The sequence below is a fragment of the Streptococcus suis genome (assembly GCF_019856455.1).
Classification (GTDB): Bacteria; Bacillota; Bacilli; order Lactobacillales; family Streptococcaceae; genus Streptococcus; species Streptococcus suis_AE.
Map to the genome: position 1 here is coordinate 1,680,459 of NZ_CP082205.1, position 22,691 is coordinate 1,703,149.

The 22,691-nt window shown below is 42.5% G+C and carries 15 protein-coding genes; 8 read left to right on the top strand and 7 right to left on the bottom strand.

The window, feature by feature from the left end; genetic code table 11:
- Positions 1-124: 124 nt before the first annotated feature.
- Positions 125-1,036, bottom strand: a complete 912-nt coding sequence (locus K6969_RS08150) for an IS982 family transposase (RefSeq protein WP_029174879.1) — start codon at positions 1,034-1,036, stop codon at positions 125-127.
- 156 nt (positions 1,037-1,192) lie between these two features.
- Here K6969_RS08150 and K6969_RS08155 point away from each other — a divergent pair, with 156 nt between their 5' ends.
- A complete protein-coding gene (locus K6969_RS08155; RefSeq protein WP_321537385.1) occupies positions 1,193-8,500 on the top strand; it encodes a G5 domain-containing protein in 7,308 nt (2,435 codons plus the stop codon).
- Between the two features lie 320 nt (positions 8,501-8,820).
- Here the strand turns inward: K6969_RS08155 and K6969_RS08160 are convergent, their stop codons facing one another.
- The 3 genes from K6969_RS08160 to K6969_RS08170 form a co-directional block, all read right to left on the bottom strand.
- The gene (locus K6969_RS08160; RefSeq protein WP_171942589.1) at positions 8,821-11,058 is read right to left on the bottom strand and encodes a DNA internalization-related competence protein ComEC/Rec2; all 2,238 of its coding nucleotides are present in this window, start codon (positions 11,056-11,058) and stop codon (positions 8,821-8,823) included.
- Complete coding sequence (locus K6969_RS08165) at positions 11,042-11,704, bottom strand: helix-hairpin-helix domain-containing protein (protein ID WP_024399058.1); 663 nt, start codon at positions 11,702-11,704, stop codon at positions 11,042-11,044. The genes K6969_RS08160 and K6969_RS08165 overlap by 17 nt, the downstream gene beginning before the upstream one ends.
- Positions 11,705-11,770: 66 nt before the next feature.
- Positions 11,771-12,517: a lysophospholipid acyltransferase family protein gene (locus K6969_RS08170; RefSeq protein ID WP_171942590.1), complete on the bottom strand. Its 747-nt coding sequence runs from the start codon at positions 12,515-12,517 to the stop codon at positions 11,771-11,773.
- Positions 12,518-12,663: 146 nt separating this feature from the next.
- Between K6969_RS08170 and K6969_RS08175 the strand changes: the two genes are divergently transcribed.
- The 5 genes from K6969_RS08175 to K6969_RS08195 all read left to right on the top strand — a co-directional run bounded on the left by K6969_RS08175 (position 12,664) and on the right by K6969_RS08195 (position 18,289).
- Positions 12,664-14,109, top strand: a complete 1,446-nt coding sequence (locus K6969_RS08175; protein ID WP_171942591.1) for a UDP-N-acetylmuramoyl-L-alanyl-D-glutamate--L-lysine ligase — start codon at positions 12,664-12,666, stop codon at positions 14,107-14,109.
- A gap of 415 nt (positions 14,110-14,524) precedes the next feature.
- The gene (locus tag K6969_RS08180; RefSeq protein ID WP_171942592.1) at positions 14,525-15,310 is read left to right on the top strand and encodes an ABC transporter ATP-binding protein; all 786 of its coding nucleotides are present in this window, start codon (positions 14,525-14,527) and stop codon (positions 15,308-15,310) included.
- Positions 15,311-15,322: 12 nt separating this feature from the next.
- Positions 15,323-16,252: an ABC transporter substrate-binding protein gene (locus tag K6969_RS08185; protein ID WP_029178642.1), complete on the top strand. Its 930-nt coding sequence runs from the start codon at positions 15,323-15,325 to the stop codon at positions 16,250-16,252.
- A gap of 13 nt (positions 16,253-16,265) precedes the next feature.
- The gene (locus tag K6969_RS08190) at positions 16,266-17,291 is read left to right on the top strand and encodes a FecCD family ABC transporter permease (protein WP_002941649.1); all 1,026 of its coding nucleotides are present in this window, start codon (positions 16,266-16,268) and stop codon (positions 17,289-17,291) included.
- Positions 17,288-18,289, top strand: coding sequence for a FecCD family ABC transporter permease (locus K6969_RS08195; protein WP_171942593.1), 1,002 nt, complete (start codon positions 17,288-17,290; stop codon positions 18,287-18,289). The genes K6969_RS08190 and K6969_RS08195 overlap by 4 nt, the downstream gene beginning before the upstream one ends.
- Positions 18,290-18,307: 18 nt before the next feature.
- Here K6969_RS08195 and K6969_RS08200 read toward each other — a convergent pair whose 3' ends face one another.
- Both K6969_RS08200 and K6969_RS08205 read right to left on the bottom strand, forming a co-directional pair.
- Positions 18,308-18,787, bottom strand: coding sequence for a glutathione peroxidase (locus K6969_RS08200; RefSeq protein WP_171942594.1), 480 nt, complete (start codon positions 18,785-18,787; stop codon positions 18,308-18,310).
- 13 nt (positions 18,788-18,800) lie between these two features.
- Positions 18,801-19,517, bottom strand: a complete 717-nt coding sequence (locus tag K6969_RS08205) for a pseudouridine synthase (protein WP_171942595.1) — start codon at positions 19,515-19,517, stop codon at positions 18,801-18,803.
- 138 nt (positions 19,518-19,655) lie between these two features.
- Between K6969_RS08205 and K6969_RS08210 the strand changes: the two genes are divergently transcribed.
- On the top strand, positions 19,656-20,612 hold the full coding sequence (locus K6969_RS08210) for a glutathione S-transferase family protein (RefSeq protein WP_171942596.1): 957 nt from the start codon (positions 19,656-19,658) through the stop codon (positions 20,610-20,612).
- Positions 20,613-20,684: 72 nt separating this feature from the next.
- Entirely contained in the window at positions 20,685-21,791 is a 1,107-nt protein-coding gene (locus K6969_RS08215; RefSeq protein WP_171942597.1) for a low temperature requirement protein A, read from the top strand.
- 38 nt (positions 21,792-21,829) lie between these two features.
- Here K6969_RS08215 and K6969_RS08220 read toward each other — a convergent pair whose 3' ends face one another.
- Positions 21,830-22,534, bottom strand: coding sequence for a glucosamine-6-phosphate deaminase (locus K6969_RS08220; RefSeq protein ID WP_171942598.1), 705 nt, complete (start codon positions 22,532-22,534; stop codon positions 21,830-21,832).
- Positions 22,535-22,691: the final 157 nt, after the last annotated feature.

A 22,691-nucleotide genomic window follows, 5' to 3' on the forward strand; every position in this document is an offset into this window, starting at 1 on the left:
ATATAAATAAAAAGAATGCAATGCAAAGAAAATGCTGACAAATTTATCACAACGAAAAATTTCCCAACAATAACCGTCAGGAAACCAATAAAAACTATTATTTTTTACCCGTTGTGCTAGTTAATCAAGCGTAAGCAAGGGAATATTTTAAACTGATACCGAATTCAGTATGACTGCTTTTAAGCAAAAGAGAATAGATAAGTAATATTGCCTCTGTCTTAAATTTGAGCGCCTGAATGTTTCGACAACGTAAAGCCTCCATTCCAAACTGCTCTAAACTAGAAAATACAGTCTCCACTGTTTTCCTCAATCGACTTATTTTGTAATTTTCTAGCCACGAATACCCCATCATGTTTTTTCTGAGTTGAGAAATTAACTGGATACCACAGTCTACTAACGCTGCCTTTGTCTGTCTATCCACATATCCTTTATCTCCATAAACGATTGGAAATGGGCTATTTTCAAGTAGCTCCAAAGCAACATCGCCATCATAAATAGATGCGGGTGTGATAACATAATCAATAGGAAACCCACTATCGCTGACAAGAACTGAAAATTTCAAGCCATAATAATGGATTTTCTTAGTCGCATTATAGCCAATATCTGCCACCTCTGATAACAATGTAGCTCTCATGTTGCGAATGGGGTGACATAGGGCACAAGGAAAGCTGTCAATCAAGCCGAACGAGCAGGTTTGACAAAGATCTAAGACCATAAAATAGCGCATACGCTGAATACTTTGAGCAAGATTTTGACAGATACGGCAAAATCGTGAGTGTTCTGGGAAGTTGTCAGGGAAGAGATTATGACGAATCGCACGGGAAATAGCACTTGCCGTCCTGCGGCCCTCTTGAATTGCCCAAAGATAACTAGCGATAACAACGACATCAGACTGTTTTTGTAGGTGGATGTTTCGCCGATTTCGAACCTCATGGGGAACAAATCGCTCATATAAAGCGAGAACTTGAGTCAAGATTTTTGAAAAAATAACTTGTGTTTGATTGGGATTTGCGAGATAATAATGTTGGCTTTGCATATTATTCCCTCATTTCGTGGTTATTTTGAGTTTATGATACGCAAAGTTTTTTTAGTTGGCTAAAATTAACTAGCACAACGGGTACTATACTACTTGCGAAAACGCTTAATTTCTGTTATATTCTAGATAACTACATGAACTAGAAAAGGGGAAAATATGGAACGGAAACAAAGATTTTCTATAAAAAAATTATCAATCGGTGTTGTGTCCATTTGTATCGGATTTGCATTTCTTACTCAAGGAAACAGTACTGTAGCAGCCGCTGAAAATAGTGTTGAAGTTATTATTAGCAACGCAACAGGCGAAGAGGAAACAATCCCTACTCAACCTACGGAAACTCCTAACAATAGAGAGAGCATTCAAAATACGGAAACTACTACTCAAGAAGAAGTCACCGTGAATAATACGGTCGAGGGACAAACTGATACCGAAAAAAGCACCCGTACGGAACAAGCGGTACCTGAATCTACCACTAGTCAGAATGACCACCTTGCAAATACCGAAGACACCACTACAACTTCATCTTCAACAGAGAGCTCAGTAAATGAAGTAGAGTTCCCAACGGAAACTACTGCTCTTTCCTCCCCTGAATCATCCCCTAAAATAGAAACTATCGATGCCAGTTTAAAAGCAGAGCAACCTAACACAAGCGAAGGAACAACAGCCCTTCGTGCCGCAACCAATACAAGCCCCACAACTACTGTGACTGGAAATGATACTGCTATCCAAGCAATTGAAAATGGAAGCATCACTCCGTCTAAAACGATAGCATCTCTAAACGCTGAAGAGAAACAAACTCTTAACAACCTTATTCTCACAAACTTTGAAACTAGCGCTGATAAAGTAGCTTTACTAGATGTTGTAAAACCTAAAGAGAGTTTAAGTATTTCTGATTTAACAAAATATTTTGTTCCGCTTATAAAACAACTAAAGTCGGATCCTAATTACAAGCACTTGACTGACCAAGAAAGGTCCGCTGAAGCAACAAAATTAGCGCTGATTGAAGCAAACAAAAACCTCTACGAAGATGCGAGTATTGAAGCTCTTGCGCCTGAGGCGAAAAACACTTTCCAACAACTACTTGCATTTAACAATGGTCAGCTACTTACGGAAAAATCAGGGCTTACAGTTGAAACTCTAAAAAATAATCTTAGTCAACTGTATCGTGGTGTCCTATACCTCCAGCAACAATACTCCTTTGAAAAAGATTTACCACAAACTCTTGTCTTTACTCCCCACACAATCGGTAATATCCAAGCTGACCAGACAAGTGCCTATGACCGATTGATGGCTTATGGTGGTCACATTACTGATAAACGGTCACTTGCCTTAAATCTTAATCAAATACAATTCAATAACCGTATGATTGGTCAATACACTGGTACCAAATCTACTGCTGAATTAGTTAAAAAAATAGCTCAATCTAAAGGAAAAGATGTAAATAGCTACTTTACAGAACAGTCCCAAGCTTTGATTGGAACAAGCCCAAACATCTCCATCTTTGAATTATTAAAAACCAATAAACCAGAATATATCCTCCCTGTCCTCTCTCAAGGTAGAGGTGTTTACCTTGCAGGTACTAGCAACAGTTTGACTCTTGGGCTTTTAGATTCGTATACAGACCTGTACCCTGAGTTGAAAAACTACAGCAAGGAACGTGGGGTACAACAACCTACATCTACTTTCTTCGAAAAAATCCTTACCTACCAAGAAAATTGGTTGACTTTCCTTAACTCTGCTAAAAAAGATAGTACAACTATTCCATTTACACTAGCAGTCGATACGATGAATGTCTATAACGAGACCACCAAAGCACACACTTGGTCACCTAACGAAGGCACTTCTGCACATTCTGCGGTACTCAACTTCTTCTCTCCAATGAATCTCTGGGAAAATTATGTTCGTTCAGGAGTTGGACTAGGAGGTGTTGCAAACGGTGAAAATATGATTAAAGCCTACGAGACACGCTTTATGCACAGTAACCTTTCAGGTGTCGCACTGTTCACTCACGAAATGACTCATACAAACGATGAGGCTAGGTTGTTCGGTGGAACTTATCGAAAAGAAGGTCGACGAGCTGGTCAAGGACCTGAAGTGTATGCACGAGGTTTATTTGAAGTAATTGATAATACACAAAACGGTGTTCCTGGTGAGTACAAACCTGTCTTTAATTTGAATACCGCTCTCACTATTGCTGACAGTCCAAATCGTACTCAAGCATTAACACCTCAAACTTCTACAGAAAAGTTAGCAAATTACACAAAAAATCTTGTTGATTTAGTCGCTTATTTGGAAGCTGTTGAAGCGAGGGTTGCTTTAAAATCCCTAGCAGAGAATGAATTAGCTACTTATTTCAATAAGGTCGTCCAAGTACCTCGCAATACCACTTCTAACACTAGCACGACAACCACCAGTCTCCCTTCTACCAACGATGCATTTCTCCCCTATGGGCAGTTGACGGTTGCTTCACTTACTAAACCAACTAGCATCAATGATTTGGTTGACCAAGATGCAGTCAGTGGTCAGTTTATCCCTCGTGGAATTTCCCCTATCCTAACGGAATTAAGTCATAACCAATATGATCATGTCCCACTTCTAGAAAGCTTCTACGGTGCTTCAGAAGCTCCAAGTGGCAATAATACCGTTGGAGATATCTCTTTCAAGCGACATGCATATGAAATATTGGCATGGAAAGGCTGGGATGCCTTTATAAGTTACATTAGTAACAGATACAATAGCGACTCAGAAGCTTTTAAAGCAATCTTAGGAAACGAATATTCAGATTGGGCTAGTTTCAAAAAAGCGCAATATAAACGGTTAGAAGATAAGGAACCGGTTAATCAATTGTGGCAAACTAGCCAATTGGAGAAAGAGTTAGAAACAGCTATAAAAGCTGATTTAGCAGTATTAACCACCTATCGAAATTCAATTAACAGTCTACTTAACAGTCGTTCCACTGTTACTCAAACGCAGTTAGACCAAGCAGCTCAAAAAGCTTCAGTTGCTCGGTTAGCAACTAATGTCCGTAAAGTTAAATTAGATATTCTAAACAAAGCTCTACAGTTTAACAATCTAGAAGCTAGTATCTTTGAAGCACCAAAACAATCTGACATTATCTATGTAAAAAATGGCGGAAACGGACAAGGACTGACAGAAGATACCCCTATGGGAAGTTTGGCTGAAGCCTTGCAGAAAGCTACAGATGGTACTATCATCAAACTGGTCGGCAATGCCACCGAGCGAACTCCACTCGTCATCAATAAAGCAGTTACCATTGAGAGTGATAGCAGTGAAAATGCGATTATTTTTAATGAGAGTATTCAAATTTCAAATAACGTTACCCTACGTAATTTAAGTATTCATGCTTTAACAGAAAGCAATGTCCCTGGAAACATCTACATAGATGGTCAAGTGACAATGGATCATGTATCCACTCTTATATCCAATCGTCAAACTGATAAACGCCCTAGTCTTATCATAGGTTCATCAGCAGATACAACTGATAAGCGTGAATCCAGTTTGAAAATTTTAAATACAAATGAAACTGTTTTCGATAAGATGACCGTCCAAAATGCTGCAGATATTGCGATTGCAAATGGTACACAAATTAAAAATGGTGTCGAAGTGACTACACCTTCTCCTGTTACAATCACTTCTGAAAGTAATCAGGTCAATAAATTCCAAGCACCTGAAACCAATCAAGTAACCCTTATTTTCAATGGTAGCAAGGCAAGTAATGTAGAATTAAACCATATCGCAAATCTTATTTTAAAACATCCTTCTTCTATCTCGCTAAGCAGTCAATCGATCACACCAATCCAACAAACCTTAGCTATCGAAAATGGTAGCCGACTTAACTTGGGTGATTTAGCTGTGCATTTCCAATCTCTTACAGGTGATGGAATGTTGGAATTCACTGACAAGGGGCAATTAAGTATACAGGATGTATCTGGACATGCCACAATCCATTTTAAACGTAATGATATGGATTTTTCAGCATCAGATGGTAAAACATTTGTCGCTGTTGCTTCTAAAAAAGATGGGCTCTCTGTCAAGTTAAAACCGCTAGAACTCAATCTAGAAATAGATGAAAATGGAAACTACATCTACCATCAGCCTTACTCTGCTAGCTACTATTTCGATACCGAAGATAGCAGAGTCTTACCAAATGAGATTTACGACTTGCAACCAGATGATAAGGAAAGTCTTGACCAAGCTATCCCAGCACCAGAAACAATTACTGTAGAAGTGCCAGATGGCGAAGGAAAATGGGTATTTGATAAGTGGGAATTGGATTCTAATAGTACTACAAAACGACAATTCTATACCGGTTACTGGCGCTATACGACTTCCCCTCAAACAACAGTTCGGTACGAGGAGGTGCCTTTCGCTGTCGTTTACCAAGCGGATGAAAACAAGGCAGCAGGCGAAACGACAGTCATCTTCAGCGGAAAACTCGGTAAAGTGAAAATCACTGAAACTGAGGGCGCTGAGCCGATTAGAGAAATCGTAGAAAACCCTCAAAACAAGATTGTTTCAGTCGGTACTATGACAGAAGTCACCAACACTATCTTGGCATTCAAAACCGTTAAACTAGACGATGACCAATTGCCAAAAGGACAAACGAAAGTCGTTAAGAAAGGTAAAGACGGGCGGGAAACAACCACAACGACCTATACCCTAGACACCGCTACAGGACTGATTACCTCTAGCACTAAGACGGAAAGAGTTGACCCTGTTGACGAGGTGGTAAGTGTCGGAACAAAAATTATCCCTCAAACAACAGTTCGGTACGAGGAGGTGCCTTTCGCTGTCGTTTACCAAGCGGATGAAAACAAGGTGGCAGGCGAAACGACAGTCATCTTCAGCGGAAAACTCGGTAAAGTGAAAATCACTGAAACTGAGGGCGCTGAGCCGATTAGAGAAATCGTAGAAAACCCTCAAAACAAGATTGTTTCAGTCGGTACTATGACAGAAGTCACCAACACTATCTTGGCATTCAAAACCGTTAAACTAGACGATGACCAATTGCCAAAAGGACAAACGAAAGTCGTTAAGAAAGGTAAAGACGGGCGGGAAACAACCACGACGACCTATACCCTAGACACCGCTACAGGACTGATTACCTCTAGCACTAAGACGGAAAGAGTTGACCCTGTTGACGAGGTGGTAAGTGTCGGAACAAAAATTATCCCTCAAACAACAGTTCGGTACGAGGAGGTGCCTTTCGCTGTCGTTTACCAAGCGGATGAAAACAAGGTGGCAGGCGAAACGACAGTCATCTTCAGCGGAAAACTCGGTAAAGTGAAAATCACTGAAACTGAGGGCGCTGAGCCGATTAGAGAAATCGTAGAAAACCCTCAAAACAAGATTGTTTCAGTCGGTACTATGACAGAAGTCACCAACACTATCTTGGCATTCAAAACCGTTAAACTAGACGATGACCAATTGCCAAAAGGACAAACGAAAGTCGTTAAGAAAGGTAAAGACGGGCGGGAAACAACCACGACGACCTATACCCTAGACACCGCTACAGGACTGATTACCTCTAGCACTAAGACGGAAAGAGTTGACCCTGTTGACGAAGTGGTAAGTGTCGGAACGAAAATTATCCCTCAAACAACAGTTCGGTACGAGGAGGTGCCTTTCGCTGTCGATTACCAAGCGGATGAAAACAAGGTGGCAGGCGAAACGACAGTCATCTTCAGCGGAAAACTCGGTAAAGTGAAAATCACTGAAACTGAGGGCGCTGAGCCGATTAGAGAAATCGTAGAAAAACCTCAAAACAAGATTGTTTCAGTCGGTACTATGACGGAAGTCACCAACACTATCTTGGCATTCAAAACCGTTAAACTAGACGATGACCAATTGCCAAAAGGACAAACGAAAGTCGTTAAGAAAGGTAAAGACGGGCGGGAAACAACCACGACGACCTATACCCTAGACACCGCTACAGGACTGATTACCTCTAGCACTAAGACGGAAAGAGTTGACCCTGTTGACGAAGTGGTAAGTGTCGGAACGAAAATTATCTCTCAAACAACAGTTCGGTACGAGGAGGTGCCTTTCGCTGTCGATTACCAAGCGGATGAAAACAAGGTGGCAGGCGAAACGACAGTCATCTTCAGCGGAAAACTCGGTAAAGTGAAAATCACTGAAACTGAGGGCGCTGAGCCGATTAGAGAAATCGTAGAAAACCCTCAAAACAAGATTATTTCAGTCGGTACTATGACGGAAGTCACCAACACTATCTTGGCATTCAAAACCGTTAAACTAGACGATGACCAATTGCCAAAAGGACAAACGAAAGTCGTTAAGAAAGGTAAAGACGGGCGGGAAACAACCACGACGACCTATACCCTAGACACCGCTACAGGACTGATTACCTCTAGCACTAAGACGGAAAGACTTGACCCTGTTGACGAAGTGGTAAGTGTCGGAACGAAAATTATCCCTCAAACAACAGTTCGGTACGAGGAGGTGCCTTTCGCTGTCGATTACCAAGCGGATGAAAACAAGGTGGCAGGCGAAACGACAGTCATCTTCAGCGGAAAACTCGGTAAAGTGAAAATCACTGAAACTGAGGGCGCTGAGCCGATTAGAGAAATCGTAGAAAACCCTCAAAACAAGATTATTTCAGTCGGTACTATGACGGAAGTCACCAACACTATCTTGGCATTCAAAACCGTTAAACTAGACGATGACCAATTGCCAAAAGGACAAACGAAAGTCGTTAAGCAAGGTAAAGACGGGCGGGAAACAACCACAACGACCTATACCCTAGACACCGCTACAGGACTGATTACCTCTAGCACTAAGACGGAAAGAGTTGACCCTGTTGACGAGGTGGTAAGTGTCGGGATTTTAGAGACCAAAGTTACAGATACTGCCCCTGAGCAGGTTATAAAACCTGAACTAAAATGGACTACAACAATTGTTCCGATTCCTTTCCAAACGAGATACATAGTGGATAATCAATTGAAGCTTGGTGAAGAGATCATCCTTGTTCCAGGAAGAAATGGTCAACGACAAGTTATTACTCTTGTAAATGGCTCAGTCGTTGGAAGAAACGATGAAGAAATCATTTCTGATATTGTTCTCCTCGATCCGATCGAACAAATTATCAAAATCGGAAACCGCAGTACCGATAAAGCAATAGATCTCCCAAGCAAAAAAGAAAAAACAGATATTTCAAATCTTGGACTAGCATTACCAAATAATAAAGTAAGCTCTACTCCAATTAAACTCGCAGAGACACCAAAATCAATTCAATATCTGACTGACAGGAAGTATGATTCAACAGTTTCTCCGAGCCAGCTTCAACAAACCAATGGCGTAATATTACCAAAAACAGGTGAACAAAAAGAAAACTTCCTTGCCAGATTGGGATACATTTCCCTATTATCTTTAGAATTTTGTTGGGCTATCTCAACTCTTCTCAAAAATAAAAGGAAGAGTAAATAATATGTATTTCCATCCCAAAAAAAGTTAGACTTTTCCGTCTAACTTTTTGAGACAGTTCAACATAGGGTTACTTCTAATTCTTATGACATTGACGACTCCTTCCTTCTGATGGGAACTTTTGAAAGTCGACCAGATCTATACTAATCGTCTACCTCCTCTCCCAAGAGATAAAAAAACTCTTTGGAAATAAGAAAACAGTATTGAATAGAATAGCATAAACTTACTAATAGGCCTATGCCACCCAACTCCCTTAAAGGACTCTATAATTTCTATAGTGAGCAAATCCACTGTAGAAATTATAGATCCTTTTTTTCATATCATCATTCCCTCACCGTCTCAATTTGCCACTCCCTCCAACCTAGAAAGCGAATGGCTCCTTGCTGGTCGGTACGATAGACTTGGATATTCCGATTGTCAAATCGTTCCAAGGTTTCTTGGTGGGGGTGTTTGTAACGATTGTTTTCTCCTGCTGATACCAGAGCAATCTTGGCTCCGATATGGTCTAGAAATTCAGGATAGGAAGAACCTTTGGAGCCGTGGTGGCCGGCTTTGAGGACATCGACAGGCAGGTTGGGATAGGTTGCTATCAAGTCCAACTCCCCTTGCTCCAAATCTCCTGTAAAGAGAAAGTTGGTTTCCAACAAGCGACCGTAGAGAACAATAGAATCATTATTGCCACCGTCTCCTGTCCCATCTGGGTAGAGGACTTCCAGATAGGAGTCAAAAATCGGCAAGCGGTCGCCCACTTTCACCACATGGACTGGGACATTGATTTTTTTCAGAGTTGCTACAAAGTCAGGCACCGTCAGACTTCCCGGCGACACGACAATCCGACCAATTTGCACCTGCTTAGCCACTTCCAGCACATCGCCCACATGGTCTGTATCTGTGTGGGTCAGCACTAGACTATCAATCCTATCTACACCCCGACTATGCAGATAGGGAATCAAAGTCCGCTCTGCATTTGCCTGCCGAGACCGCTCCTGCCACGCTTCCTTGGCCGCGAAATCGACTCGTCCGCCCACATCAATCAGGACCGTCCGCCCCCGCATATCCCGCAAAAAGATGCTGTCCCCCTGCCCGATGTCCACCACCGTCACCTCGTTTTCCAGCGGGTGTTTAGTGATGAAAAATAGCAGAGCAAGGACCAAGATTAGTCCTAAGAGCCATTTCTTTTTCCTGTGGAAATCGTAGAGCAAGAAAAGGCTGACCAGCAAGAGAACAAGAATTACCCCAGACGGCTTGCCCAGTATCCAAGGCCGCAATCCCAAATCAGCCACCCAGACAATGATTTTCTCCATAAAGACAAAAAATCCGTTGACCCAAGTCATCTGGACAACTGGCGACAAAAGAAAAATGACCGACAAACCTGGCAAAAGCAGGACATCAAAGACAAAGGAAAAGACAAAAGTTAAGAGGATAGACAAAGGCTGAAAGGCATAGAAATAGGTCATAAGCACCGGCAAAATTCCCAGCGAAATACTGAGGCTCTCCACCGCAGCCTTTTTGACCTGCCCCAAGTCTTCAAAATCAAAAACTGTCAGCAAAAAAGCATAGGTAAAGGTCAGGACACCACCAGCTGTCAAGAGAAATCGGGGCAAAATCAGCAGACAGACAAAGACTGTCACCGCAAAATTATCCAACTTCCGCAAGCCTAGATTACCCAGAATTTTTTGGACCAAGGACCGCACCACCGATACGGAAAAACCTGTCAAACTCACATAGACAAAGGAAAAGGGAATTTGTAATTTATCAACCGTTTCCTTGGTCAAGCCCAAACGCAGTAACATCCAGCGAAACTTGTCGATGAAAAATCCAACCTGCATACCAGACAGGGCAAAGAGATGAATGATTCCTAAACTAGAATAGAGATCACTCATCTGGTCAAACTCACTATCCAAGTCCCCAAACAAGAGCCCTGTCATGTAGTGGCTCATGGGAGCCGGAAAATTGGTTTTGACATAGACCAAGGCTTGCCTCCGCCAGCTTGATAGCCAGTCAAAGACATTCCATGACTGGACAGGGACAATCTTCTTAATCGCAGTTATCTTGACTGTTCGGTAAATGCCCTGTGTTTTCAGATAGGCCTGATAATCAAAACCCTTGAAATTCCGCTGACCAGCTGGCAGGCTGACCTCTGCTTCCACTTCAAGCTGGACCAAATCTGTCAGCTCTTGAAAATAAGCCTGCTCCTCCTGACTGGCTAATTTGTAGAAAACTTGATAGGTTTGTCCGTCAGCCCGACCGCGAAAGGACAGGCTGTCCCCGTTGACTTCAATGGTATCTGGAATGACCTGCAAAGTCGCCACTTGCTCTGGGGCTGACTGGTCTGTCCACTCCCATTGGACCTTTTGGCATCCGAAAAACAGACCACATAGGGCTAAAAGCGGCAGCGTTTTGATGAAAACTGCCTTACCTTGCCGAAATCCAAAGACCAGCAACAACAAACTGAGCAGGCCTATTGTCAAGAGGGAAAAAGAGTGGACTGCAAAGTAGGCCGCCACCGCTAAGATGGCTAGGTGGAGGGGCTGGCAGGGGAGCTTACTCAACCGTGACATAAGGTCGAATGCTTTCCATGGTCTTGTCGCCGATGCCCGAAACATTGTTGAGGTCATCCACCGACTTGAAGCCACCGTTGGCCTCACGATAGGCGATAATGTCCGCCGCCCGCTTGGCACCGATACCCGAAATGGTCTGCAGGTCAGTCTCGGTCGCCGTGTTGAGATTGACTAGACTGGTGTTTTTTTCTTCTTGGGACATAGCAGAGCTGGTAGTCGTGCTGGCCACCACCGAGATATTTTCATCCTTGCTGGCCACATAGACCACCGCTTCGTCGCTGAGCTTCTGAGCCAGATTGATAGACTTGGGGTCTGCCTGACTGGTCAAGCCGCCAGCTACTTCAACTGCATCATTAACACGCGCACCAGCTTCTAAGGTGTACAGTCCTGGTTTTACTACCGCTCCTTTGACATCAACGACCAGCTGGGTAGGCTCTTCACTTGCTTCTGTACTGACTTCTTCAAGCTGCTCCTGACTACTTGAACTTTGCTGTGGCTGTGAAAAATCAGTCAGGCCTGTCTGGTCAGACTTGGCTGGTTGACTGAATATTAAGAACGTCGCCATTAGCAAGCCAGCCACTGCTGGCAGAGCAATTTGCCACTTGTATTCTTTAAGCATTTCTATATAAGTTTTGATTGTATCCATAAATTACCTCCACCTATATAGTGCGCAAAAGAAACAAAAAACCCGCAAGCTGCGAGTTTCATCATATTATTTTTTATCCAATTGGGTGCTTGGTTGCCAGAAGAAGCTAGCAATATAGCTAAAGACGTAGGTCAAGCCTAGGATGAGGGCAACCAGAAGGAGCACAGGAATACGATAGATATATGTCAAAATATTTGGTTTTTTCTTGGTTTGGAAAGAAGTTGCATGCTCATCTAAGCGTTTGAATTCAGCTTCAATTCGGCTAGTTACTTCTGCTGTACCTGCATCATCCATACGCTTGATGTCCGAAACATCGATAGGATTTCCAAAAGCCACATCGATTCGCTCACCAGCTAAGATCCCCTTGATAGTCATGGGACCCACATAGGTAGCTGGCATGAGTTTGACCTTGGCTGACTTGGCAATGACCGCCACACCACCTTTTAGCTCAGATGAATGACGACTTCCAGAAGGAAACATGACCAGCGAACGGTCACTTTTTTTCAACATGTTAACTGGATACTTGATGGCTGCCATGCCAGGATTGTCACGGTCAATTGGAAAGGCTCCACATTTTGAAATCCACCAACCAAAACCGCGGTCCTTGAAGAGTTCTTTTTTGGCCATAAAGATGAACTGCTTGGGAGCAGCTGCGTAGCCAAGAAAGACTGGATCCCAGAAGGTTTTGTGCGGAGCGATAAGAATATAATTTTCCTCCTGTGGCAAAATCTTCTCTCTATCATGATAGTGAATATTGCCATTGATGGCCCACAACAAGAATGTTAATAGTGTTCGTAGATAAGAATAAAACATAAACTTCTCCTTTTTCAATCTTTCCTATTATAGCACAAATTTGCGTCAGAACGAAATGTCATATTCATTCAAATTTACGGTCAAAATACCCACTATTTACATAGCCCAGACTTGTCAAATATCCTCGATAGGTTTACAATAGAAGCATGATTACAATTGAACGTGTATTAGAAATATTGAAGGCGGATGTTAACTTCTGCCATATCAAGCAAAATAACCAGACTGACAGCACATGGACGGATATCCAGTTTGACGCCCTCAGCTATGACAGCCGTAGGGTTAGCCCAACAACCCTCTTTTTTGCCAAGGGTTTGGCCTTTAAGAAGGAATTTCTGGAAAAGGCTATCGAGGTTGGGCTGGCTTTTTACGTGTCTGAAATCGACTATGAGGTCGGCATTCCTGCTATCATCGTCCACGACATCAAGCAGGCTATGAGCCTGATTGCCATGGAATTTCATGGTCATCCCCAGAAACAGCTCAAACTCCTGGCCTTCACCGGCACCAAGGGTAAAACAACGGCGGCTTATTTTGCTTTTAACATTCTCAAACAGAGCCACAAGCCTGCCATGCTTTCGACCATGAACACCACACTGGACGGTAAGACCTTCTTCAAGTCCACACTGACCACGCCCGAAAGCCTGGACCTCTTTGCCATGATGGCGGAGGCGGTCAAGAACGGTATGACCCACTTGATTATGGAGGTGTCCAGCCAGGCCTATCTGGTCAAGCGGGTTTACGGGCTGACCTTTGATGTCGGTGTCTTCCTCAACATCAGCCCCGACCACATCGGCCCCATTGAGCACCCGACTTTTGAGGACTATTTCGATCACAAGCGGCTTTTGATGGACAATAGCAGAGCAGTCATTGTCAATGCTGGAATGGACCATTTTGAAGTGGTGAGAGACCAAGTCAGCTCCAAAGACCATGACTTTTATGGACCGACTTCTGACAACCAGATTAGCCAATCAGCAGGTTTTGACTTCACAGCGACCGGCAAATTAGCTGGCCACTACGACATCCAGCTGATTGGTGGCTTCAACCAAGAAAATGCCATCGCAGCAGGACTGGCCTGTCTCCGTTTGGGAGCAAGTCTGGAAGATATTCACACAGGGATTGCCCAAACCAATGTCCCTGGTCGTATGGAAGTCCTGACCCAGCAAAACGGAGCCAAGGTCTTCGTGGACTACGCCCACAATGGCGACAGTGTCAAGAAGCTGATTGATGTCGTCTTAGAGCACCAGACAGGCAAGGTTATCCTAATCCTTGGTGCTCCTGGTAACAAGGGAGAAAGTCGCCGCAAAGACTTCGGTCTTCTGCTCAATGACTATCCGCAGATTGAGGTCATTCTGACAGCTGATGACCCTAACCGTGAAGATCCAGCTGCTATTGCTGAACAAATCCGTGCCCACATGACCCGTCCAAGTAACTTTATCTTGGACCGGGAAGAAGCCATTCGCACAGCTATGAGCCAGACGACTTCTTCTCAAGATGCTGTCATTATCGCTGGAAAGGGAGCTGATGCCTACCAGATTGTCAACGGCGAAAAGGCCGCCTATGACGGTGATTTGGAAGTAGCAAAACAATATTTGTAATATACGGAGGCTGGGCAAAAAGCCCAGCACCGCTTCTCAAAGTTAGTGTCAACATCTCAGCGCAGTGGTTGATTGGCTTTAACAGTCCAGTGGACTGTTAAAGGTTGGAGATAGTATTTGCGAAGCAAATCTCAGCAATTCGTGTTTTACACTCCAAATCTAACCATTACGACTGATGCGAACAGAGTTCGCTTCATTTCCAACCTCCAACAGTCACTACTCTGACTGTTGGAGCTATGCGGGGGTGGGAAAACGAACTCTTCTATGAATGGTTGAGTTCTTTCCCACTCCCTTTTTTATAACGATTCTCATTAAATTAAAATTTTCAGAAAACTCTTTGTTTTGGTAATTTTTTTTGATATAATACTGGTCGGAACAAATTATTAATGAATCATATTCTGGTAAGGAGGAGTTTGTGTCTTCGATTCAAGCGGAAAATATCCAAGTCTCTTACGACAATCGGATTATTATTGATGAATTATCAACAAGTATTCCAAAAGGAAGTATAACGACAATCATTGGTGCCAATGGCTGTGGAAAATCGACCTTGCTTAAGGCGTTGACAAGGATTATCCCTGTTCAAGAAGGGGCTATCTATTTAGATGGACAAGCCATTTCACAACTACCAACCAAAGAAGTTGCAAAAAAATTAGCCCTGCTCCCTCAGGTCTTAGAAGCGACAGAAGGGATTTCCGTTTATGAACTGGTCTCCTATGGTCGCTTTCCGCATCAAAATGGACTGGGACATCTCACTGATCAGGATAGAGAGAAAATCAACTGGGCCTTGGAAGTCACCCAGACCGCTCCCTACGCTAGGTTACCAGTTGATGATTTATCAGGTGGTCAGAGGCAACGTGTTTGGATTGCGATGGCACTTGCCCAAGATACGGATACCATTTTCTTAGATGAACCAACAACCTATCTTGATCTCAATCATCAATTGGAAGTCTTAGAACTTTTAAAAGAACTGAATCAAAGCCGACAGAAAACCATTGTGATGGTCCTTCACGATGTTAATTTATCAGCTCGATTTTCAGATTATATGATTGCCATGAAAAAGGGAGATATTCGCTACCATGGGTCTGTGTCCAATATGATGACAACTGAGATACTGAGGGACATTTTTAGCATTGAACCTCAATTGATGCAGGTTGCTGGTCAAGATTACCCTATTTTGCTAACTTACGATTTAAAAAAATAATAAGGAGAAAAAATGAAAAAGTTTTTAGCTATTTTTAGTTTATTTGTTGGGCTGTTTTTCTTAACAGCTTGTTCTACCTCTTCCTCTTCAACAGACGTAGAATTGTCTAGCATGCCAAAGATTGAAGGCATTACTTACCACGGTGACATTCCAAAAAATCCTAAAAAAGTTGTCAACTTTGCTTACTCTTACACAGGCTATCTCTTACAATTAGGAATTGATGTATCTAGCTATAGTCTAGATTTAGAGAAAAATAGTCCCGTCTTTGGAGACAAACTAAAGGATGTTCCACAATTGACAACGGCAGATACAGAAGCGATTGCCGCACAAAAGCCAGATGTCATTCTAGTATTTGCTGGTGATGATAACTTAGAAACACTGAAAGAAATTGCTCCAGTTATTGAAATCACTTATGGAAAGAGTGACTACTTGAAAATGCTGACAGATATTGGTCAGATTTTTGGAAAAGAAAAGGAAGCACAAGCCTGGTTAGATCAATGGGATAAGAAAGTTGCTACTGCGAAAGAGGAATTGAAAGGATTGATTGATACAAGTTCAACATTTACCGTCATGGACTTCTTCGATAAGAATATCTTCCTTTATGGTAATAACTTTGGTCGTGGTGGAGAATTAATCTATCGCGCTCTCGGTTTTGCCGCTCCTGCAAAGGTTCAAGAAGACATCATCAATAAAGAAGGCTGGTTTGGGGTATCTCAAGAAGCTCTTCCAGAATATGTTGGCGACTATGTCCTTGTTAACGTCAATGATAAAACAAAAGAAGCAGCTGCCTCTCTCAAAGAAAGTGATATTTGGAAAAATCTACCTGCTGTAAAGAATGGTCACGTCATCGAGATAGACTATAACCTCTTCTACTTCTCCGATCCGATGTCTTTAGATTTACAAATTGACGCCTTTGTCTCAGAAATTCAAAAACTTCAGTAAAAGGACTGGATATATGAACAAACTAGTAAGTTCTCGTTATCCCAAAACAAAGCCAAAGAATATTTGGCTTGTTTTTTTCATCATCTGTCTTTCTTTCATAGCTGGAGTCTATCTTAGTTTACGCTTTGGAGCTATTTCTTATAGCCACCAACAACTGATAGAAACCCTAACGCATCCACTGACAGATTCTTCCGCTCAGGATGTTATCATCGATTTGCGCTTGCCTAGAATGGTAGCCGCCATCTTGGTGGGAGCTGCCATGGCCCAAGCTGGGGCAATGATGCAAGGAATTACACGCAATCCGATCGCCGATCCTGGCTTATTAGGAATCAATGCTGGAGCAGGACTTGCTCTCATTGTTGCCTATGCTCTGTTCGGTGGTTTGCACTACAGTCAAATTTTATTAATATGTTTACTGGGCTCCTGTCTGGCAGCCGGTCTAGTCTTTGGTCTAGCTTATCAGGTGCAAAAAGGCTACAATCAACTACGTTTAATTTTATCTGGCGCCATGGTAGCAAGTCTATTTTCTGCTATTGGTCAGGCTATTACTATCTACTTTGATTTATCAACTGCAGTGATTGGCTGGCAAGCAGGGGGATTGGTACAGGTAAACTGGAAGATGCTGGCCATCATCGCTCCTCTTATCATCATTGGCCTCATCCTTGCTCAACTCTTTTCGCATCAGCTGACCATCCTGAGTCTCAACGAAACCGTTGCTAAAAATCTAGGTCAACGAACCCTACTGATGACCTTGGTTTTGTTGGGAATTGTCCTTCTACTCTCAGCTTCTGCGGTAGCTCTTGTGGGCTCGCTTTCTTTTATCGGGCTCATTATTCCTCACTTTATCCGCATGTTTACAGGGAAAAATTACAAGCTACTCTTGCCATTAACTGCCTTTGCAGGGGCTAGTTTCCTCATCTGGGTAGATTTGGTTTGCCGTTCTATCAATCCACCTGTTGAAACTCCCATTAGCGCAGTCATCAGTATCATTGGTCTCCCTTGCTTCCTATGGTTGATTAGAAAGGAGAAACACTTTTGATAAGACATCACAACTATCTAAAAATATTCACATTCCTGCTAATCCTTTTATTTGTCATTTTCCTACTTTCCTTATCTATCGGCTATAGCAATTCATCCTTTTCGGATCTCATCGACGTCATGAGTGGGCGTGCCAGTTCATCGACTCTACTGATTATTGGGCGAATTCGCTTACCTAGAATAATCGCCTCCATTATCGGAGGGGCTTCTCTGGCTTTGGCGGGTTTGTTGCTACAAACTTTGACCCGCAATCCTCTGGCAGATTCTGGAATATTAGGAATCAACGCAGGAGCTGGTCTTGTTGTGGCACTATTTGTCGGTCTCTCTTCAAAAATCAGCCCTGTCTTATTGAGTCTCATGCCTCTATTTGCTATGATGGGCGGTGGATTAACCATTTTTCTAGTTTACTGGATTGCACGTAAGAAGCTGTACGGCATCCATCCTGCACGCTTAATTATCACGGGAGTTGGAATTTCGAGCATGCTGTCTGGTATCATGGTCAGCATCATCAGCCAATTAGATGACTTTAAGATGGAATACATTGTCCAGTGGCTCAGCGGTCGAGTAAATGGTGGAGATTGGAAAACTATCGCAATCTATACTCCTCTTCTTCTATTGGTGTGGATGGCAACGTTTAGTCGAAGTCGCTCACTCAATATTATGAATCTAAACGACCAGACAGCCATGGCTTTGGGACTCCACTTACAGCGTGAAAGGCGGATTACCTTGATATTGGCTACCGCCCTAGCCTCTCTTAGTGTCATTTTAGTTGGTAATATCACCTTCGTTGGTCTCATTGCTGGTCACATAGTGCACAAATGGTTAGGAAATGACCATCGTATCATCATTCCAGCTACTATGATAATAGGAAGCTTCATTCTACTTCTAGCGGATACCATAGGACGAGTACTACTTGTCGGAACAGGCATCCCAACCGGCATCATAGTCTCCCTTATCGGCGCTCCCTATTTTCTGTGGTTACTAAAACAAGAAGGCTAGATGACTCCAGCCTTCTTGTTATTTTTCTAGGTAAAGTTCAATATCCTCTTTAAGTTTTAATGGACTAGTTGTTGGTAAATATCGTTTGACCACACGCCCTTGTCTATCCACCAAAAACTTGGTAAAATTCCACTCAATTCGACCTCCCAATAAGGTCGATTTTTCTTTCTTAAGATAGCGATATAGCGGACTAGCTTCAGATCCATTCACAGCAATTTTAGCAAAACGAGGAAAAGTTGTACCATAATTCAAGCTACAGATCTGATTGATGTCTTCCGCAGAACCGGGAGCCTGATTTAAAAATTGATTACAAGGAAAATCTAGCACGACAAAACCGTTGTCTTTATAAGTATCATAGAGTTCTTGCAATTCCTTGTATTGAGGTGCCAATCCACAACCTGGCGCTGTATTGACTATAAGTAAAACTTGTCCTTGATACTCAGCCATGGACTGGTCTGTGCCATCTTGTTTTTGTACTGTAAAATCATAAATTCTCATTATATATCCTCCTCTAGTCAAAATAAGTGAATAAATGTTCCATTTCATTTGGAGTGAGTTGTCTGTATGCACCTCGTTCCAAATCCCCCAACTCGAAACCACCAAAGGAAATCCGCTTGAGATAAGTGACCTTGACACCATAGGCTAGAAACATTTTCTTAACCTGATGAAACTTACCTTCTGCCAGCTTGATGGTCGCTCTGCTATGGTCCAAAGAAGCCTCCAAGACAGTCAAATCTGCAGGCTGGCAACGAGTGCCGTCCAAAAAGGTAACACCTGAGGCAAAAAATTTTGAAGCATCCTCAGCCAAGCATCCATTTACCTCCACATAGTAGACCTTGTCCACATGGTGGCTGGGATGGAGCATGCGATAACCGAGCGGACCATTGTTGGTAATGAGGACTAGGCCTTCGGTATCCCTGTCCAGGCGACCGACTGGGTAGAGACCTTCCCTACTGTCTTGCGGAGAAATCAAGTCGATGACTGTCTGATGCTCCTGGTCTGTCACTGCAGAAACGACTCCTGCTGGTTTATGGAGCAAATAATAGGCGGAACCGTCTAAGGTAACTTTTTTACCCGAAACTTGGATAGTTTGTAACTCTGGGTCAACAATCTGGCTTAGGCTTTGAGCTGCTTGTCCGTTAATCTTGATTTGCTGAGCTTTGAAAAGTTTTTTAACTTGCTTACGCGAGCCAATCTTGGCTTTTTCTAAACATTTGTCCAATCTCATGGGACTATTGTATCACAAATCATATAGCTTGACTCTTTTTGAAAAAGGTTTATAATACTAGTTAGTGATATATTTTTTTACAAAGGAAATCCAATCATCCTATTGGATTTCCCATTTTTTCAGTAAGGGAGAAAATTCATGGGACTTTTACAAGATGGCAAATGGGTGGATCAGTGGTATGATACCAAATCAACAGGCGGTAAATTTGTCCGTACTGTCACACAATTTCGCAACTGGATTACTCCAGATGGACAAGCAGGTCCGACAGGAAAAGGCGGTTTCAAGGCCGAGTCTGGTCGCTACCACCTCTATATTTCTCTGGCTTGTCCTTGGGCTAGTCGGACCTTGATTATGCGAAAATTGAAGGGCTTGGAAGACCATATTTCCTTGTCTGTCGTTCATCCACTCATGTTAGAAAATGGCTGGACATTTGAAGATGGTCCTGGTGTTATCAAGGATACCCTCTTTAACAGCGATTATCTCTATCAGGTCTATTTGAAAGCTGACCCACACTATACAGGACGTGTCACCGTTCCAGTTCTTTGGGACAAAGAAACCAATACAATCGTAAGCAACGAGTCTGCCGAGATTATGCGGATGTTCAATACCGCCTTCAATGACATCACGGGCAATCAGGATGATTATTATCCAGCAGACTTGCAAGCTGAGATTGATGCCATGAATGACTTTGTCTATCCAAACATCAACAACGGTGTCTACAAGGCTGGTTTTTCAACCAATCAGAAAGTCTATGAAAAAGAAGTCAACAATCTCTTTGCTGCCTTGGACAAACTAGAAGAACATTTGGCTGTCAGGGACTATCTAGTGGGAAATCAATTGACCGAGGCTGATATTCGCCTCTTTACCACCTTGGTGCGTTTCGACCCTGTTTACTTTGGGCATTTCAAATGCAATATCAAGGCCTTGGTTGACTATCCAAACTTGTGGGATTATACCAAGCGGATTTACAACCACTCTGGTATTGCGGAGACGGTTGACTTTGACCATATCAAGCAGCACTACTACGGTAGCCACAAAACCATTAACCCAACAGGTATTGTTCCTGTCGGACCTGACTTGGACTGGACACTGTAAGAAATAAAGGGAGATGACAGCCTCCCTTTTCGTATGGTATAATATTTCAGATTTTTTGAAAAGGAGATTGACATGTCTGAAATTATCGCAAAACGCGTATCAAACTATGAATTGTTTTATGACTTGGTCTTTGTATTAGCTACTTCTTCACTGACTGGCCTCTTACACGGGGACCATATCGGTCTCAGGGAAATTCTAACTTTTATCACCGCTAACCTGATTATTATGACCTTGTGGATTAATGAGACGATTTACCTCAACAAATATGGTGAACGGGATTTGTTGGATATTTTCACTATCATCGCTTCTATGTTTGTAGTGGGACAACTGTCTCTAACCTTTAGTCATGATTTTGAAGCAACAGCCCTGCCCTTTACTATCTTTTTGACCCTGTCTTATTTGCTACTTTGCTTGCAGTACTACCTTCGTGGGCGAAAAATCGGTTTTACGGCTGATATTAAGCATAGTCTCTATATGTTTGGGATTTATTTGCTGGTATTTTTCTTGGCTTTGGTAGCTATTTACTTCAATTTCTGGACCTATGATGAAAAGAGCCTCTTGCTTTTTTATCTTCCATTTTTCATTTCCTATTTTTTCAAAGACAAACTCAGCCATGATGTGATGAACTTTCCTCATATCGTAGAACGCTGCCAGCTGATTACTATTATCACCTTTGGTGAAATGGTCATTGCGATTTTGAAGAATTATCCAATTCAGACGCATCTGCTCACTAGTGTTCTCTTCTTCTTGGCAATGGCGTTCTCCTTTATGTTTTACATTTCGCAAACCTATCTCAATATCAATCACCATCAAAAGACAAATGTAGCCACCTTACTCTATGCCCATATGGTACTGGTTTTAGGCATCAACTTCTTTACAGTTGCTGTGGAAGTCTTACCTGGTGAGCATGCCACTTTTGGTTTGCCCTTCCTACTCATCGGCTACTTCCTCTACTATCTGGGAATCCTAATGACCAGTCGCTACAACCAGGACCTTTATCAACTGGATAAGATGGTTTGGCTTCAGTATGCTATTGTAGTATTCACTACCATCATTCTTCTGATAGCCTTCCACCACCATCTATCTTTGATTGCTGCTATTCTCGTTGCTAGTTCATTTATGATGATGGTCATCTCTTTCCGCCACCGCAACCGTGTACAAGATGACCTTGAATCCTAAGAAAACCGACTGCCAAAAATGGTAGTCGGTTTTGTTTATTATGCTAATTTACTTGCTGCCGCTTGGTCGAGGATAAGGATGACATCGTCATGGTTTTGGAGGACGCTTGCTGGGACATCTTCTGTCACTGCCCCTTCCACTGTCGCCTTAATGGCGTCAGCTTTTTCCTGACCATAGGCCATGAGAACAATGGTCTTGGCTGCCATAATGTTGGCGATGCCCATGGAGATAGCTTGTTTTGGCACATCTTCTAGATTTTCAAAGAAGCGTGCATTGGCTTCAATGGTTGATGGTGCCAATTCAACCAGATGGGTTTGACCATCAAATGGAGCACCTGGTTCATTGAAACCGATATGGCCGTTGCGACCGATACCGAGAATTTGGAAATCAATTGGATGCTCTACTAAAATTTTATTGTAACGTTCTGTTTCAGCAACTACATCTGTCGCCAAACCATTCGGTAAATAAGATTTCTTAAACGGTTTGGCATTGAAAAGATTTTCCTTCATAAAATGAATATAGGATTGGTCGCTCTCCTCACCTAAACCAACGTACTCATCCAAGTTTACAGATGTCACATCCGAAAAGTCTAAATCCGACTCACGAATCAATCTGTAAAATTCTAACGGACTGGAGCCTGTTGCCAAACCTAATACCTTGGCACCTCCGTTCAATTTTTCTCTCAAAATGTCTAATGCTACAGTTGCTCCTTCAACTTGATTGTTTACTACATGAATTTTCATAACGCACCTCTTTGGTCTATACCATTTATTGTTTTTCTTTATTATATGGTATAGACCAATTTTTGTCAAGAATTTATACTTATAGAGTATTACATTAGCACGAATAATTTTAATTCTCTTCCCATCCATCAAGACTTAAGTGTCTAACTATGATATA

Excerpts from the sequence above, each read along its gene's own strand:
- K6969_RS08165 (WP_024399058.1), bottom strand. The coding sequence starts at position 11,704 with ATGGATACAATCAAAACTTATATAGAAATGCTTAAAGAATACAAGTGG.
- K6969_RS08160 (WP_171942589.1), bottom strand. The coding sequence starts at position 11,058 with ATGTCACGGTTGAGTAAGCTCCCCTGCCAGCCCCTCCACCTAGCCATC.
- K6969_RS08190 (WP_002941649.1), top strand. The coding sequence starts at position 16,266 with ATGAACAAACTAGTAAGTTCTCGTTATCCCAAAACAAAGCCAAAGAAT.
- K6969_RS08150 (WP_029174879.1), bottom strand. The coding sequence starts at position 1,036 with ATGCAAAGCCAACATTATTATCTCGCAAATCCCAATCAAACACAAGTT.
- K6969_RS08210 (WP_171942596.1), top strand. The coding sequence starts at position 19,656 with ATGGGACTTTTACAAGATGGCAAATGGGTGGATCAGTGGTATGATACC.
- K6969_RS08200 (WP_171942594.1), bottom strand. The coding sequence starts at position 18,787 with ATGAGAATTTATGATTTTACAGTACAAAAACAAGATGGCACAGACCAG.
- K6969_RS08155 (WP_321537385.1), top strand. The coding sequence starts at position 1,193 with ATGGAACGGAAACAAAGATTTTCTATAAAAAAATTATCAATCGGTGTT.
- K6969_RS08170 (WP_171942590.1), bottom strand. The coding sequence starts at position 12,517 with ATGTTTTATTCTTATCTACGAACACTATTAACATTCTTGTTGTGGGCC.
- K6969_RS08185 (WP_029178642.1), top strand. The coding sequence starts at position 15,323 with ATGAAAAAGTTTTTAGCTATTTTTAGTTTATTTGTTGGGCTGTTTTTC.
- K6969_RS08205 (WP_171942595.1), bottom strand. The coding sequence starts at position 19,517 with ATGAGATTGGACAAATGTTTAGAAAAAGCCAAGATTGGCTCGCGTAAG.
- K6969_RS08175 (WP_171942591.1), top strand. The coding sequence starts at position 12,664 with ATGATTACAATTGAACGTGTATTAGAAATATTGAAGGCGGATGTTAAC.
- K6969_RS08215 (WP_171942597.1), top strand. The coding sequence starts at position 20,685 with ATGTCTGAAATTATCGCAAAACGCGTATCAAACTATGAATTGTTTTAT.
- K6969_RS08220 (WP_171942598.1), bottom strand. The coding sequence starts at position 22,534 with ATGAAAATTCATGTAGTAAACAATCAAGTTGAAGGAGCAACTGTAGCA.